Source organism: Streptomyces sp. HUAS MG91 (assembly GCF_040529335.1).
Classification (GTDB): domain Bacteria; phylum Actinomycetota; class Actinomycetes; order Streptomycetales; family Streptomycetaceae; genus Streptomyces; species Streptomyces tabacisoli.
On sequence record NZ_CP159534.1, the window covers coordinates 1,946,866 to 1,960,172 of the forward strand.

Below are 13,307 nucleotides of genomic sequence, written 5' to 3' on the forward strand. Positions count from 1 at the left end.
CCCAGAGGCCTCACCAGACCCGGACCGACGCTCCGGGCGCGAAGACCGGGCTCGTGGCGTCGGCGGGCGGCTCCTTGAGCGGTTCGTCGATCTCGGCGACGGTGGGGCCCACGCGGGCCGCGATCGGGTCGAGGAGGCCGAGGTCGAACCCGTAGACGCGGGCGGTGTTGCCGCCGACCATGGCGGCGATCTCGTCGCGCGGCAGTCCCGCGTAGGCGATGCGCAGCGCTTCGCGGGTGTACGGGTACGTGCCCTCGTCGTGCGGGTAGTCGCTGCCCCACATGATCTTGTCGAGGCCGATGCGGTCCCGCAGCGGCACCTCGTGGGGGCGCATGAAGCTCGCGCCCACGAAGCAGTTCTCCCGCCACACCGTGGAGGGGCCCTTGCCCATCGAATCGGCCAGGCCCGCGCCGAACTTGGACTCCGCGGTGTTCGCCTTCGTGGCGGCCCGCACCAGGCGCGCGTGGTAGTAGTCCAGCATGTCGAGGACGCCGGGGATCCAGCCGGAGCCCTGCTCGGTGAGGACGAGCTTCAGGTCGGGGTGCTTGCGGAAGGCGCCGCCGAAGACGAGGTGCCACAGGGCGCGGTGCGAGAACCAGGTCGTCTCGACCATGAACACCGCGCGGGCGGCGGGTTCGTCGCCGAGCGGCGGGGAGGCCGAGCCCGCGTGGTGGTTGACCGGGACGCCGAGTTCGGCGCAGGTCCGCCAGATCGGGTCGTACGCCGACGAGTACAGCTCGGGGAGGCCGGAGCCGGGCGGGGTGCCGGGCAGCAGCAGGCCGCCCTTCAGGCCCGCGTCGGCCGCCCAGCGGATCTCCTCGACGGCCTCCTCCACGTCGTTGAGGAGGATCTGGAAGACGCCCGCGCGGCGGCCGGGTGCGGCGGCGCAGAAGTCGGCGAGCCAGCGGTTGTGGGCGCGCAGGCCCGCCCAGCGCTGCTCGAACTCCTCGCGCGTGGGCGCGGGTGCCATGAGGGAGGCGGACGGGAAGAACGGCGGGATGGTGTTGGGGAAGACGACCTCGGCGACGATGCCGTCGCGCTCCAGCTCCTCGATGCGGCGCTCGGAGTTCCAGTTGCGGTCGGCGGTGTCGGCGAGCAGGTCCGCGTAGGGGTTGACGTAGGTGGCGGCCCAGGCGTCGAAGGCGTCGTGGTGCCGGGTCTCCAGGTAGGGCCGGTAGTCGAGGAGGTCGGCTCCGGCGTGGCAGTCCGCCGAGATCACCGTGTAGCGGTCCGCGGGTGCGGTCACGGGTTCACCCCCAGGGTCGGGAAGTCGTGGTCGGTCAGCCAGTGCCGGCCCACGTCGCGCGAGCGCGCCCAGGACGCCTCGACGGCCGTCTGGTCGGCGTCCTGCCCGAGGTCGGCCGGGGTCGGGCCGATGCGGCGGGCGAGCGGGGCCAGCTTGTCGGTGTCGAAGCCGAAGACCTCGGCGGCGGCGAGGCCGAGCATGCGGCGGGTCTCGTCGACCGGGATGTCGTGGAAGGTTTTCTTCAGCCACGCGCGCGTATCGGGCCACGTGCCCTCGGGGTGCGGGAAGTCGCTGCCCCACAGGATGTTGTCGACGCCGATCTCGTAGCGCTGGGCGAGTTCGCGGCGCTTGGTGTTGGTGGCGCAGATGAAGACCTGCCGGTCCAGGTACTCGTGCGGCGGACGCTTCAGCTCGGCGAACGGCGAGAGTTTCTTGCCGCCGTGGGCGCCCAGGTAGAGGCGGTCCATGAACCAGAGCAGATTGGGCAGCCACCAGCAGCCCGACTCGGCGATGCCGAACCTCAGGCCCGGGTGCCGCTCGAAGACGCCGGACCACAGCAGGAACCAGAGCGGTCGCGCGGGCCACCAGGTCACCTCGCTCACGTAGATGCCGAGGTGATCGCCGTACTCGTGGCGCGGCGCGGCTCCCGAGTGCGTCACGACCGGCATCCCGCACTCGGCCGCCGCCGCCCACACGGGGTCGTAGCGGCTCGCGTGGTACGGGTCGTGGTCGACCCACATGGAGGGGATCATCAGGGCGCCGAGCCCCGACTCCTTGGCGCGGTGCACCTCGGCGACGACCTTCTCCGGGTCGGCCGTGATCGGCAGCAGCGCGACACCGCAGTGCCGTTCGGGATTCTGCCCGACGAACTCCGCGAGCCACCTGTTGTGGGCCTGGGCTCCGGCCATGCCGAGCTCGGGGTCCTGGTCGCCGGAGAGGCCGAGCCCGACCCCGAAGGGCGCCGCCGTCTGGCTGTCCACGGCGTCCGCGTCGGGGAAGACGACCTCGGCGGCCACCCCGTCGCCGTCGAGCTCCTTCAGGCGCTGCGCCGCGTCCCAACCGCCGCGCAGGCCCTCCTCGTTGTCCTGGAACCACTTCGCGGCGAACGCGTCGTTGCGGATGCCGAGCCGGGTCGCCTCCTCGCGGCGCTTGTCCCGCTCCCCGAGGAAGTCGTCGAAGGCACGGTGGAAACGGCTGTCCAGATAGGGCCGGTACTCCTCGGTGGGCAGTCCGGCGTGGCAGTCGGAGGAGATGATCAGGTACGGGTCCTGGTCGCTCATCGTGCGTCCCTCCTCGGAGGTGTCAGTCGAGAATGAAGCTCTCCAGATACGCCGGGTTCGCCCGGTCCAGCATCGACTGCGAGCGCGCCCGGATCTGCCGGTCGCTGTGGTCGCTCTCGGGCAGCAGCCAGAAGCGGTCCGCCGCGATGCCCTCCGCGACGAGGTCGGCCACCTCCTCGACGGGCGTGAACGCGACCTCCTTGCCGGACGCCTTCATCGCCGCCTCCCACTGGTCGAGGCTGCGGTAGGGCGTCCGGCGCGGGCGCTCCTTGGCGAACCGGTCGGGCCGGTTGCGGTGCGACTCCCACAACCCGGTGCGCAGCATGTGGGGGCCGGGGAAGAGCACCGAGGCGCCCACGCGCGCGTGCTCCGCCCTCAGATGCGCGTACAGCGACTCGGTCAGCGTCACGACGGCGGCCTTCGTGACCGCGTAGACGGAGGCCGTCGGCAGCGGTGCGATGCCGCCGTCGCCGGAGGAGGTGTTGACGACGTGGCCCGGCTCGCCGCCCGCGATCATGCGGGGCACGAACGCCTGGACGCCGTGGAAGACACCCCACACGTTGACGTTGAACGCCCACTTCCAGTCGTTGGGTTCGTGCTCCCACATGCGGCCCTCGGCGCCCGAGCCGACGCCCGCGTTGTTGCACAGCACATGGCAGGCGCCGAACGTGGCGTACGTGTCCTCGGCGAGCGCCAGGACCTGTTCGCGCTCCCCGACGTCGACCACGCGCGCGTGCACGACCGCGCCGTCCGCCCGCAGTTCGCCGGCGGCCGCTTCGAGGGCGCCCTTCTCGACGTCGGCGAGGACCACCTTCAGGCCGTCCGCCGCGAACCGCCGTGCCATCGCAAGTCCGATGCCGCTCGCCGCGCCCGTGACGACGGCGACCTGTCCCTCCCGCAGCTCCATGTCAGACGCTCCCCTCGGGCGGGCCGTCGAGGATCTGCTGCGGGTCGTCGTAGCGCTGGTGGATGTACGGGAGCAGGGCCTGGGCGCTGACCCGCTCGACGACCCTGCCCTTCTGGTCGGTGGTCTTCTCGCCGATGGTGATCTCGACCAGGGTGCGCACGGGAAGGTCGGCGACCGGGTCGTACATGGATTCGCGCAGGACGACGTCGCCGGTGATCCGCTCCAGCTTCCTGACCTTCTCGTTGCGCAGGCAGTGCACGAGCACCGGGTCCGCGTCGAAGCCCGAACCGTCCACGGCGGGCAGGAACTTGAAGTAGAAGTCCGTCTTCTGCGACGGCTCGGGCACCGGCAGGGTGCCGCTGACCGCGCCGCGCACCTCCACGAACGCGATGCCGTGCCGGGCGAGCGCGGCCCGCACCACCAGGCCGTCGCGCTCCACGGTGACCTCGCCGAGCTTCTTGGGTTCGCCGAAGACCTCGCGGCCCCCGACGAGAGCCCGCTCGTGGGTCATCGGCATGACGAGCGGGTACCAGCCCCGCACTCCCCCGTGCTCGGCGGCGACGGCGACCGAGCCCGCGCCCAGCGGATAGCCCGGCAGGTCGACCTTGCTGATGTTGGCCCGCACCAGGGGCCGCTCGGCCGGCTTGAGCGGCGGCGGCAGCACCGCGGCCACCGCGTCCGGATCGGACTCCCACACGGCGACCACGCCGGTGGACCAGATGTCGGGGAGCTTGCTGCTCGCGGTGCGCGCGGCGGCGATCTCCGCCTCGGTGCGCGCTCCGTACCGTACGCGTGCCATGTCGTACCGCCCTTCGTCCGTGACGTGTCGGGGGTCGTGCGCTCGGCGCCTGTAACACAGTTACACCGGCGACGATGAAGGGTAAAGACACGTGCACCGACGGAAGTCGAGGGGGCAGGGATGGCACGCACTCCGCTCACCCGGGACGAGGTCCTGTCCGTCGCGGGCGACCTCGTCAAGCAGCACGGCCCCGAGGCGCTGTCGATGCGCAAGCTGGCCGCCGAGCTCGGCACGGCCGTCACCTCGATCTACTGGCACGTGGGCAACCGCGAGTCGCTGCTCGACGCCCTCGTCCAGCGCACCGTCGCCGACCTCGGCACGATCCGGCCGCGCGGGAGCGGTCCGCAGGAGCGCGTGGTGTCGATCGCCCGCACCCTGCGCCGGCAGCTGCGCGCCCACCCCCACCTGGTGGCGATGGTGCACGAGCGCGGCCTGACCGAGCACATGTTCCTGCCGGTGCAACAGGCCCTCGTGCACGAGGCGCACGCGGCGAAGCTGCGCGGGGCGGACGCGGCCGAGGCCGTGCGGGCGGTGCTCTTCCAGGTCGTCGGACACGTCCTGGTGGAGCGCAACAGGGAGCGCGCGCCGGTGCAGCGGCCCGGCGAGGAGGAGCTGTGGGCCGGGGCGAAGGCGGTCGCCGCCGAGGACGACCGGGCACTCGCCCGCGCGCTGGCCGCCCCGGTGGACTCGGAGCGGCTCTTCGACACCTCCGTGCACGCTCTGGTGAAGTCGCTGCTCGGTCCGGCCACTTGAGCCGGGGCCGGACCGGCCGGTGTCCGGAAGGCGCGCGAGAAGGGGACGGCGGCGACCGCGGTGTCAGTGAGGGCCCGTATCCTCAGGGACCATGCTCGAAGACCGCCCGACCGCAGCGTCCGCAGCCCCCTGGCCGGCCGCGTATCCGCAGGGATACGCGGTCGTCGACGTGGAGACCACCGGCCTCTCCAGGGACGACCGGATAATCTCGGCCGCCGTCTACCGCCTGGACGCCCGCGGCGAGGTCGAGGACCACTGGTACACCCTGGTCAACCCGGAGCGGGACCCGGGCCCGGTCTGGATCCACGGCCTCACGAACGACGTCCTGGCGGGGGCGCCGCTCTTCCCGGAGATCGCCGAGGAGTTCGCCGCGCGCCTGGACGGCCGCGTCCTGGTCGCGCACAACGCGGTGTTCGACTGGTCGATGATCTCCCGCGAGTACGCGCGGGCGCGGCGCACCGCCCCCGTCCGGCAGCGGCTGTGCACCATCGCGCTGTCCAAGGAGCTGGGCCTGCCGCTGCCCAACCACAAGCTGGAGTCGCTGGCCGCGCACTTCGGCGTCGTGCAGGAGCACGCGCACCACGCGCTGGACGACGCGCGGGTGCTCGCCGAGGCGTTCCGCCCGAGCCTGACCGCGGCCGCCGGGCGCAACATGCGGCTGCCGCTCCTGGAGTGCCGCCCGCTCACCGAGTGGGCCGAGCAGTCCGTGCCGCGCCAGCAGCAGTCCTCGTACCGGGGCGGCGGCGCCTCGGCCGGCTGGCGTCCCTCGCGCAAGCGGCCGGCGTGCCCGTACCCGAACCCGGGCCGGTACGAACCGGGCAAGCCGCTCAAACAGGGCATGCGGGTCGCGTTCTCCGGGGACACCTCGGTCGACCGGGAGCTCCTGGAGGACCGGGCGGTCGAGGCGGGCCTGCACGTGGCGACGAGCCTGTCACGGCTGACCAGCCTGCTGGTGACCAACGACCCGGACTCGTACACGTCGAAGGCCGTGAAGGCGAAGCAGTTCGGAACGCCGGTCGTGGACGAGGCGGCGTTCGGCCAGCTCCTCCAGGACGTGGCCGACGCGGACAAGAAGTAACGCCCGTACCGCACGGGACATTGGCGACAGACGGGTGATTTGCGGGGCGAGTCGCCCCGCGCCCGCTCGCTCATCGGGGTCCGCGCCCGCACCCTGTGGCGCATGGCACGTTGCGAGGTCTGCGGAAACGACTACGGCATGTCGTTCGAGGTGCACGCGCAGGGCGCGATTCACGTCTTCGACTGTTTCTCCTGCGCCATCCACCGCATGGCGCCCATCTGCGAGCACTGCCGCTCGCGGATCATCGGGCAGGGCGTCGAGGTGGAGGGCCACTGGTACTGCGGGGCGCACTGCTCCCGCTCCGAGGGGCGGGTGGGCATCGTCGACAAGGTCTGAGCCCCTACAGCATCCCGCCGCCCAAGCCGGGCACACCCCCCTGAAAACACCCCATGGCCGAGCGGTACCGTCATGGGGTGTACCGCTTCCTGTTGACTCGGCAGTGGGTGATCCTCACGCTGGTCGCCCTCGTCCTCATCCCCACGATGATCCGGCTGGGCATCTGGCAGATGCACCGGCACGACGAGCGCGCCGCACGCAATCAGCTGGTCACGGACGCGCTGAAGGCGAAGCCGGTCCCCGTCGAGGATCTGGCGTCCGTCGGGCACACCGTCACCAGCAAGGAGCGCTACCGCACCGTCACGGCCACCGGCCGTTTCGACACCGACGACGAGGTCGTCGTGCGCCGCCGCGTCAACTCCAACGACGAGGTCGGGTACCACGTCCTGACCCCGTTCGTCCTGAAGGACGGCAAGGTCCTGCTGGTCAACCGGGGCTGGGTCCCCGACAGCGGCAGCCAGACCGCCTTCCCCAAGATCCCCGCGCCGCCGCGCGGCGAGGTCACCCTCCAGGGCCGGCTGATGCCCGACGAGACGACCGCGGCCAGCGGCATCAAGAACCTCAAGGGTCTGCCCGACCGCCAGGTCATGCTGGTCAACAGCAAGCAGGAGGCGAAGCGCCTCGGCGGCGGCACCCAGGTGCTCGGCGGATACATCGCGCAGACCTCGCCCGCGCCCAAGGGCGATGTCCCCGAGCAGCTGGGGTCGCCCGGCAAGGAGGACGCCGCGCTGAACTTCGCGTACGCCTACCAGTGGTGGCTGTTCGCCGCGGCGGTGCCCGTGGGCTGGGTGGTCCTGCTCCGCCGCGAGCTGCGCGACCGGCGGAGCAAGAAGGACGACGAGCCCGTGGACGAGGTGACCCCGGCCGCCGTCTAGGCCGTGTGTCGAAAGTCCTGCCGTCCGCCCGGAGGGCGGGGCAGGCAGGACTTTCGACACACGCCCTAGGGCCCGTCCGGTGCGGCCCGTGCTCGGCCGGGCGGTTGATGATCGTCGTGCGTACCGGTTGTGTGTGACCGCTCGTGCAGTTCCTCGCGTCCTTGACGGGGCAACCGCAACGATATGCATCGACCCATCGAGGACTACGCGCTCGTCGGCGACGAACAGACCGCCGCCCTGATCTCCCGGGACGGCTCCGTCGACTGGCTGTGTCTGCCGCGCTTCGACTCGCCCGCCTGTTTCTCCGCGCTGCTCGGCGACGAGGAGAACGGGCACTGGCGGATCGCCCCGAAGGACGTCGGCGGGGAGTGCGCCCGGCGCGCCTACCGGCCCGGCTCCCTCGTGCTCGACACCGAGTGGGACACCGCCGACGGCAGCGTCCGGGTCACCGATTTCATGCCGCAGCGCGACCAGGCGCCCGACCTCGTCCGCATCGTCGAGGGGATCAGCGGCCGGGTCACCGTCCACAGCGAACTGCGGCTGCGCTTCGACTACGGCTCCGTCGTGCCGTGGATGCGCCGTGTGGACGGACACCGGGTGGCCGTCGCCGGACCGGACTCGGCGTGGCTGCGCAGCGAGCCCGACGTGCACAGCTGGGGCAAGGACTTCGCCACGCACGCGGAGTTCACGGTCGAGGAGGGCGAGCGGGTCGCCTTCGTGCTGACCTGGCACCCCTCGCACGAGGAACGTCCGGCCCTCGTCGACCCGTACGAGTCCCTGGAGCACAGCCTGGAGGACTGGCGGGCCTGGGCCGGCCACTGCTCCTACGACGGGCCGCACCGGGACGCCGTACTGCGCTCCCTGCTGACGCTCAAGGCCCTCACCTACGCGCCGACCGGCGGCATCGTCGCCGCGCCGACCACCTCGCTGCCGGAGGAGATCGGCGGCGTACGGAACTGGGACTACCGCTACTGCTGGCTGCGGGACTCGACTCTCACGCTCGGCGCGCTGCTGTCCGCGGGCTATCTGGAGGAGGCCAGGGCCTGGCGCGACTGGCTGCTGCGGGCCGCCGCGGGCAACCCCGCCGACCTGCAGATCATGTACGGGCTCGCGGGCGAACGGCGGCTGCCCGAGCAGGAGCTGCACTGGCTGGACGGCTTCCGCGCCTCCCGTCCCGTACGCACCGGGAACGAGGCCGTACGGCAGTTGCAGCTCGACGTGTACGGCGAGGTGGTCGACTCGCTGGCGCTGGCCCGCCGTTCGGGTCTGGAGGCGGGACCGCACGCCTGGCAGCTGCAACTGGCGCTGCTCGACTTCCTCCAGGACGCGTGGTCCGAACCCGACGAGGGGCTGTGGGAGGTGCGCGGGCAGCGCCGCCACTTCGTCCACTCGAAGGTGATGGCCTGGGTCGCGGTGGACCGCACCGTACGGTCGATGGAGGAGGATCCGCGGCTGCCCGGCGACATCGACAGGCTGCGCAAACTGCGCGACACCATCCACCGCGATGTGTGCGAGCGCGGGTACGACGCCGAGCGCGGCACGTTCACCCAGTACTACGGATCCCGGGAACTCGACGCGGCCCTGCTGCTCCTGCCCCGGGCGGGGTTCCTGCCCGCCGACGATCCGCGGATCGTCGGTACGGTCGACGCGGTGCAGCGGGAGCTGTCGCACAAGGGGCTGCTGCGCCGCTACAGCACGACCGGGTCGGAGGTCGACGGCCTGCCGGGCGACGAGGGCGCCTTCCTCGTCTGCTCCTTCTGGCTGGCCGACGCGCTGCACATGATCGGCCGGAGCGAGGAGGCGCGGGAGCTGTTCGAGCGGCTGCTGGCGCTGCGCAACGACGTCGGCCTGCTCGCCGAGGAGTACGACCCCGTGGCAGGCCGGCAGCTGGGCAACTTCCCGCAGGCCTTCAGCCACATCGGACTCGTGAACACCGCGATGACCCTGTTCGCGCACGAGCCGCACGGAGAGGCAGGATAGAGCCATGGATCTTGGACTGAAGGACCGTGTCTACGTAGTCACCGGCGCCACCCGCGGCCTCGGCAACGCCGCCGCGCGCCAGCTCGTCGGCGACGGCGCGAAGGTGGTCATCACCGGGCGCGACGAGCAGAAGGTCAAGGACGCCGCAGCCGAGCTGGGCCCGAACGCGTACGGGATCGCCGCCGACAACGCCGATCCGGCCGTCGCCGAGCGGGTCATCGGCGCCGCGCGCGAGCAGTTCGGCCGGTTCGACGGGATTCTCGTCAGCGTGGGCGGGCCCGCGCCCGGGTTCGTCGCCGACAACACGGACGAGCAGTGGGAGTCGGCGTTCTCGTCGGTGTTCATGGGCGCGGTGCGGATCGCCAGGACGGCGGCGGCCGAACTGGGCGACGGCGGCGTCATCGGGTTCGTGCTCTCCGGGTCCGTGCACGAGCCGATCCCGGGGCTGACCATCTCCAACGGGCTGCGGCCCGGGCTCGCCGGGTTCGCCAAGTCGCTCGCGGACGAGCTGGGCCCGCGCGGCATCCGGGTCGTCGGGCTGCTGCCGGCCCGCATCGACACGGATCGCGTCCGCGAGCTGGACGGGTACTCGGCGGACCCGGAGGCGACCCGGGCCGCCAATGAGTCGCGGATTCCGCTGCGGCGGTACGGCACGCCGGAGGAGTTCGGCAGGGCTGCGGCGTTCTTCTTGTCGCCGGCCGCGTCGTATCTGACCGGGGTCATGCTGCCGGTCGATGGTGGGTTCCGGCACGGGTTCTGACCGGTTGCGGTGTGTGGGTGGGCACGGGGCTGCGCCCCGTCAGTCGCCCTGCGGGCTCGTCCTCAAACGCCGGACGGGCTTCGATGCCAACCGCCGGGCGGGCTTGGAGGCCGGCCTCCGGATGGGGCTGATGAAGAACCTCCGCCGCGCGGACAGTGAAACGTCAGCTCACTCGCTCCGCGCGGTGTTTGACCGCCTTCAGTCTGACCTCGGTCGGGAGGGAGTCCAGGCCCGCCGAGTCCCTCGCCCTGGCCAGGGCCTCGTCGCTGAGGCGGTCCAGGGTCGCGCCGGGAGAGGCGTGCGGGGCGAGGGTGAGGCCCACGCGGGCCTGCGGGGCGGAGCGGCGGCCGGTCAGCAGCGCACCGGCCCGCTCCACTCCGTCCAGCGCCTCGGCACCGCTCACCAGGACGCTCTCCAGGGCCCGGCCGCGCAGCAGCGCGCCCTCGCCGTCGCCCGTGTCGACCAGGACCTCGCTGAGCCGGCGCCTGCGGAACTGGGCGACCAGCCACCACAGCGCGAGCAGCACGACGACGCCGAGCGCGGCGATCACCACCGGCCACCACCAGCCGTCGTCGCGCCAGCGCTGCCGGTCCGCGACGCTGAGCAGGACGTCCTTCTTGCCGTCGTGGATCCACCAGGACGGCGGCTTCACCCCGAGCCCGACGGCGAGCACCGAGCCGCCGCCGACCACCAGGAGCAGGCCGAGCAGGCCGAGCACGATCCGGTTCACGGTCCTGAGCACGCCGGTCATCCCTTCCGTCCGGGCCGGGCCACGCGCACCGAGAGGCGGGGCGCGGAAGCGAGCCCGAGGCCGGTGATGCCGTCGCCCAGCGCGGTGTCCAAGTCGGCCCGTACGTCGTCGAGTTCACGGAAGTGCGAGACCGCCCGCACCTCCACCTTGGACCGCTTCGTCCGGACCCGTACGGACTGCACGCCCGCCACCTCCATGGCCCGGTCGCGCAGCACCATGGCGGCGGCGTCCCGGTGCAGGCCCGCACGGACGTCGCTGTGGGTCCTGCGCATCGGGAGGACCGCGCGCAGCCCCGGCGTCACCGCGAGGACGATCAGCCACAGGCCGAGCGCGGCGGCGACTCCGGCGCCGATCAGTACGGCGGTGTCGTCGAGCGGGCGGGTGGCGAGGTCGTCGGCGAGCGTGCGGCGCCACTGCATGGCGTCGCGTCCGGCCCGCACGGCGGCGATGTCGTACAGCAGTACGCCGGCGGCGCCGAGCAGGACCAGGGCTGCGAGACCGGCGGGGATCCGCCGGCCCGACCAGAACCTGCCGGACTTCTGCTCGCCCTCCAGAGTGGGACGCGGCTCGTAGGCGGACGCCGACCGGCCGAGGCCGTCGGTGGCGTCCGGGGCGCTCTCGACCACCGGCATCGGCCGGGTGGGCTCGCTCATCGGATCCTCCCCCGGTCGGTGTCCGCCGAGTGCAGTCGCTCCACCAGAACGGTCACCTCCGGCACCTCCATGCCCGCCAACGTCCGCACCCGCTCGGCCACTCGGCGGCGCACGGCGCCGCACTGGGCGCCGATGTCCGCCGGGAAACCGAGCTCCAGGCTGATGCGCACGCGCGCGGTGTCCTGGTGCACGGTGACCGCGGCGTGCGGGGGCGCGCCGTCCTCGGGAATCGTGTCCAGCGCCTCACGTGCCGCGTGCGCGGCGATCTTCGCGACGACCCGGTCGGCGATCCGGGTCGCGCCGCGCTCGGCAGGCGCGACCTGTGCCGCCATCGGTCACCGCCGCCGGTCGCCGCGGGCGCGGAAGAACTCGCCGGGTTCCAGGTCCCCTTCGAGGAACCGGCCCGCGACGAAGCCGATGGCGCCGAGCGCCGCCACCAGCAGGAAGGCCCCGAACCCACCGAAGTAACCGGCGAACCCGAGGGCCATGCCGGCGATCATGCCGATCACGGCCAGATTCATCGTGCGCTCCTTCTCCGGGGCCTTCTGCCGAGCCCACTACGCATTGCGGTCACTGGAGCCGTGACTCCGGCTCTTCGTCTTCCTCGTCGGGCAGCTTCACATCGCTGACGGCGATGTTCACCTCGACGACCTCGAGACCCGTCATGCGCTCGACGGCCGCGATCACGTTCTCCCGTACGGCGCGCGCGGTGTCCGCGATCGACACGCCGTACTCGACGACGATCTCCAGGTCGAGCGCGGTCTGCACCTCGCCGACCTCGGCCTTGACGCCTCGGGAGACGGACTTGGTGGACCCGCCGGGCACCCGGTCCCGGACGGCGCCGAAGGTGCGCGAGAGGCCACTGCCCATCGCGTGCACGCCGGGGACGTCGCGCGCGGCGAGTCCGGCGATCTTCTCGACGACGCCGTCGGCGATGGTGGTGCGGCCGCGGCCCGCGGGGTCGCCACCGCCCTTCTTGGTCACGTTGGTCCGGCCGGGGGGCGCGGACGTGTCGCCCGGCTTCTGTGCGATGTCGCTCATCGGGGGTGTCCCCTCTTGTGAGGTGCGGTCTCCCAGCGGGATCCTGCCTTCTTTCGCCCACATTAAGTGCGGTTACCCGAGCCCGCGCCCGGGATGAGGCAGCCTGGGTGGATGATGGCAGACCGATGGGCACAGGCAGTGCGGCAACAGCTCGGATTCGGCAGGCTGCTGCCACTGGGCGGACCGGGTGACGGCGCATGGATCACGGAGGTCGCGGCGGTGGAGGCCCTGCGCCGGTCCGTCGCCGCGGTGAACGGGGTACGGCTGGGGTCGCTGCGGCTCGCTCCGGCCGATCCGGACGGCTCGTATACGTCCGTGGTACCGGCCCCGCCGAGCGCGCTGGCGCCGGGACCGCTGCGGATCGGGGCGGAGTGCGCGGCGACGGCCGACGAGCCGTTGCCGCGGGCCGCGGCGCGGCTGCGGGAGGCGCTCGCGCAGGCCGCGCGGGACGGGCTCGGCCTGGTGGTGGCCGAGGTGGATCTTCAGGTGACGGCGCTGCTGGACACCGACCCGGAACCGGCGCGGAAGCCGGAGAAGGAGGAGTCCGCCGAGGCGCCGACCGAGAAGTCCGCCCCGGAGGGTGACGAGGGCCGCGCGGCGCGGGCGGCGCAGGGGGTCGCCGGGGTGGCGCGGCTGACGGGCGCGCTGGGCGGGCTGGGCCGGGCGGTGCACATCGAGGAGAGCGCTGCCCCGGCGGCGCTGGCGCACCGGCACGTCCGCGTGGAGCTGGCGGTGTCCTCGTCGCACCGGGCCCTGGACGTGGCGCGGGCCGTCCGCGAGGCCGTGTCCACGGCGCTCACCGACGGCCCGAGCGTGGCGGTGCTGGTCACCGAGGTGACCCCGTGAGA

16 protein-coding genes are annotated in these 13,307 nt (G+C 72.5%); 7 read left to right on the forward strand and 9 right to left on the reverse strand.

Going from position 1 to position 13,307, the window contains the following annotated elements; all coding sequences use genetic code 11:
- Positions 1-10: 10 nt before the first annotated feature.
- The 4 genes from ABII15_RS08985 to ABII15_RS09000 are packed head-to-tail and all read right to left on the reverse strand — an operon-like array spanning position 11 to position 4,232.
- On the reverse strand, positions 11-1,246 hold the full coding sequence (locus ABII15_RS08985; protein ID WP_353941749.1) for an amidohydrolase family protein: 1,236 nt from the start codon (positions 1,244-1,246) through the stop codon (positions 11-13).
- On the reverse strand, positions 1,243-2,526 hold the full coding sequence (locus ABII15_RS08990) for an amidohydrolase family protein (protein WP_353941750.1): 1,284 nt from the start codon (positions 2,524-2,526) through the stop codon (positions 1,243-1,245). The genes ABII15_RS08985 and ABII15_RS08990 overlap by 4 nt, the downstream gene beginning before the upstream one ends.
- A gap of 22 nt (positions 2,527-2,548) precedes the next feature.
- On the reverse strand, positions 2,549-3,433 hold the full coding sequence (locus ABII15_RS08995) for an SDR family NAD(P)-dependent oxidoreductase (protein ID WP_353941751.1): 885 nt from the start codon (positions 3,431-3,433) through the stop codon (positions 2,549-2,551).
- 1 nt (position 3,434) lies between these two features.
- A complete protein-coding gene (locus ABII15_RS09000) occupies positions 3,435-4,232 on the reverse strand; it encodes an acetoacetate decarboxylase family protein (RefSeq protein ID WP_353941752.1) in 798 nt (265 codons plus the stop codon).
- A gap of 120 nt (positions 4,233-4,352) precedes the next feature.
- On the opposite strand from ABII15_RS09000, the gene ABII15_RS09005 reads away from it, so the two are divergent.
- The 6 genes from ABII15_RS09005 to ABII15_RS09030 all read left to right on the forward strand — a co-directional run bounded on the left by ABII15_RS09005 (position 4,353) and on the right by ABII15_RS09030 (position 10,014).
- The gene (locus tag ABII15_RS09005) at positions 4,353-4,985 is read left to right on the forward strand and encodes a TetR family transcriptional regulator (RefSeq protein WP_353941753.1); all 633 of its coding nucleotides are present in this window, start codon (positions 4,353-4,355) and stop codon (positions 4,983-4,985) included.
- 91 nt (positions 4,986-5,076) lie between these two features.
- A complete protein-coding gene (locus tag ABII15_RS09010) occupies positions 5,077-6,063 on the forward strand; it encodes a DEDDh family exonuclease (RefSeq protein ID WP_353941754.1) in 987 nt (328 codons plus the stop codon).
- Positions 6,064-6,165: 102 nt separating this feature from the next.
- On the forward strand, positions 6,166-6,399 hold the full coding sequence (locus ABII15_RS09015; RefSeq protein ID WP_353941755.1) for a hypothetical protein: 234 nt from the start codon (positions 6,166-6,168) through the stop codon (positions 6,397-6,399).
- Positions 6,400-6,476: 77 nt separating this feature from the next.
- The gene (locus ABII15_RS09020; RefSeq protein WP_353941756.1) at positions 6,477-7,274 is read left to right on the forward strand and encodes an SURF1 family protein; all 798 of its coding nucleotides are present in this window, start codon (positions 6,477-6,479) and stop codon (positions 7,272-7,274) included.
- Positions 7,275-7,457: 183 nt separating this feature from the next.
- Positions 7,458-9,254 (forward strand): glycoside hydrolase family 15 protein, encoded by a 1,797-nt coding sequence (locus tag ABII15_RS09025; RefSeq protein WP_353941757.1) that lies wholly within the window; start codon positions 7,458-7,460, stop codon positions 9,252-9,254.
- A gap of 4 nt (positions 9,255-9,258) precedes the next feature.
- Positions 9,259-10,014, forward strand: a complete 756-nt coding sequence (locus ABII15_RS09030; protein WP_353941758.1) for an SDR family oxidoreductase — start codon at positions 9,259-9,261, stop codon at positions 10,012-10,014.
- Between the two features lie 163 nt (positions 10,015-10,177).
- Here ABII15_RS09030 and amaP read toward each other — a convergent pair whose 3' ends face one another.
- The 5 genes from amaP to ABII15_RS09055 are packed head-to-tail and all read right to left on the reverse strand — an operon-like array spanning position 10,178 to position 12,459.
- Positions 10,178-10,765 (reverse strand): alkaline shock response membrane anchor protein AmaP, encoded by a 588-nt coding sequence (gene amaP, locus ABII15_RS09035; RefSeq protein WP_353941759.1) that lies wholly within the window; start codon positions 10,763-10,765, stop codon positions 10,178-10,180.
- Entirely contained in the window at positions 10,762-11,418 is a 657-nt protein-coding gene (locus ABII15_RS09040; RefSeq protein WP_353941760.1) for a DUF6286 domain-containing protein, read from the reverse strand. Before ABII15_RS09040 ends, amaP begins: the two co-directional genes overlap by 4 nt.
- Positions 11,415-11,750, reverse strand: coding sequence for a hypothetical protein (locus tag ABII15_RS09045; RefSeq protein WP_353941761.1), 336 nt, complete (start codon positions 11,748-11,750; stop codon positions 11,415-11,417). The genes ABII15_RS09040 and ABII15_RS09045 overlap by 4 nt, the downstream gene beginning before the upstream one ends.
- A 3-nt stretch (positions 11,751-11,753) precedes the next feature.
- Positions 11,754-11,939 carry a hypothetical protein gene (locus tag ABII15_RS09050; protein ID WP_353941762.1) on the reverse strand — a complete coding sequence of 62 codons (186 nt, stop codon included), beginning with the start codon at positions 11,937-11,939 and terminating at the stop codon, positions 11,754-11,756.
- Positions 11,940-11,988: 49 nt separating this feature from the next.
- Positions 11,989-12,459: an Asp23/Gls24 family envelope stress response protein gene (locus tag ABII15_RS09055; RefSeq protein ID WP_353941763.1), complete on the reverse strand. Its 471-nt coding sequence runs from the start codon at positions 12,457-12,459 to the stop codon at positions 11,989-11,991.
- 111 nt (positions 12,460-12,570) lie between these two features.
- Here ABII15_RS09055 and ABII15_RS09060 point away from each other — a divergent pair, with 111 nt between their 5' ends.
- Complete coding sequence (locus ABII15_RS09060) at positions 12,571-13,305, forward strand: nucleopolyhedrovirus P10 family protein (RefSeq protein ID WP_353941764.1); 735 nt, start codon at positions 12,571-12,573, stop codon at positions 13,303-13,305.
- The last annotated feature ends 2 nt before the right edge of the window (positions 13,306-13,307 follow it).

What these genes read in the sequence shown, in the direction of transcription:
- ABII15_RS09010 (WP_353941754.1), top strand. Translation starts at nt 5,077, where the DNA reads ATGCTCGAAGACCGCCCGACCGCAGCGTCCGCAGCCCCCTGGCCGGCC.
- ABII15_RS09005 (WP_353941753.1), top strand. Translation starts at nt 4,353, where the DNA reads ATGGCACGCACTCCGCTCACCCGGGACGAGGTCCTGTCCGTCGCGGGC.
- ABII15_RS09025 (WP_353941757.1), top strand. Translation starts at nt 7,458, where the DNA reads ATGCATCGACCCATCGAGGACTACGCGCTCGTCGGCGACGAACAGACC.
- ABII15_RS08990 (WP_353941750.1), bottom strand. Translation starts at nt 2,526, where the DNA reads ATGAGCGACCAGGACCCGTACCTGATCATCTCCTCCGACTGCCACGCC.
- ABII15_RS09015 (WP_353941755.1), top strand. Translation starts at nt 6,166, where the DNA reads ATGGCACGTTGCGAGGTCTGCGGAAACGACTACGGCATGTCGTTCGAG.
- ABII15_RS08995 (WP_353941751.1), bottom strand. Translation starts at nt 3,433, where the DNA reads ATGGAGCTGCGGGAGGGACAGGTCGCCGTCGTCACGGGCGCGGCGAGC.
- ABII15_RS09050 (WP_353941762.1), bottom strand. Translation starts at nt 11,939, where the DNA reads ATGAATCTGGCCGTGATCGGCATGATCGCCGGCATGGCCCTCGGGTTC.
- ABII15_RS09055 (WP_353941763.1), bottom strand. Translation starts at nt 12,459, where the DNA reads ATGAGCGACATCGCACAGAAGCCGGGCGACACGTCCGCGCCCCCCGGC.
- amaP (WP_353941759.1), bottom strand. Translation starts at nt 10,765, where the DNA reads ATGACCGGCGTGCTCAGGACCGTGAACCGGATCGTGCTCGGCCTGCTC.
- ABII15_RS09060 (WP_353941764.1), top strand. Translation starts at nt 12,571, where the DNA reads ATGATGGCAGACCGATGGGCACAGGCAGTGCGGCAACAGCTCGGATTC.
- ABII15_RS09045 (WP_353941761.1), bottom strand. Translation starts at nt 11,750, where the DNA reads ATGGCGGCACAGGTCGCGCCTGCCGAGCGCGGCGCGACCCGGATCGCC.
- ABII15_RS09040 (WP_353941760.1), bottom strand. Translation starts at nt 11,418, where the DNA reads ATGAGCGAGCCCACCCGGCCGATGCCGGTGGTCGAGAGCGCCCCGGAC.
- ABII15_RS09000 (WP_353941752.1), bottom strand. Translation starts at nt 4,232, where the DNA reads ATGGCACGCGTACGGTACGGAGCGCGCACCGAGGCGGAGATCGCCGCC.
- ABII15_RS09030 (WP_353941758.1), top strand. Translation starts at nt 9,259, where the DNA reads ATGGATCTTGGACTGAAGGACCGTGTCTACGTAGTCACCGGCGCCACC.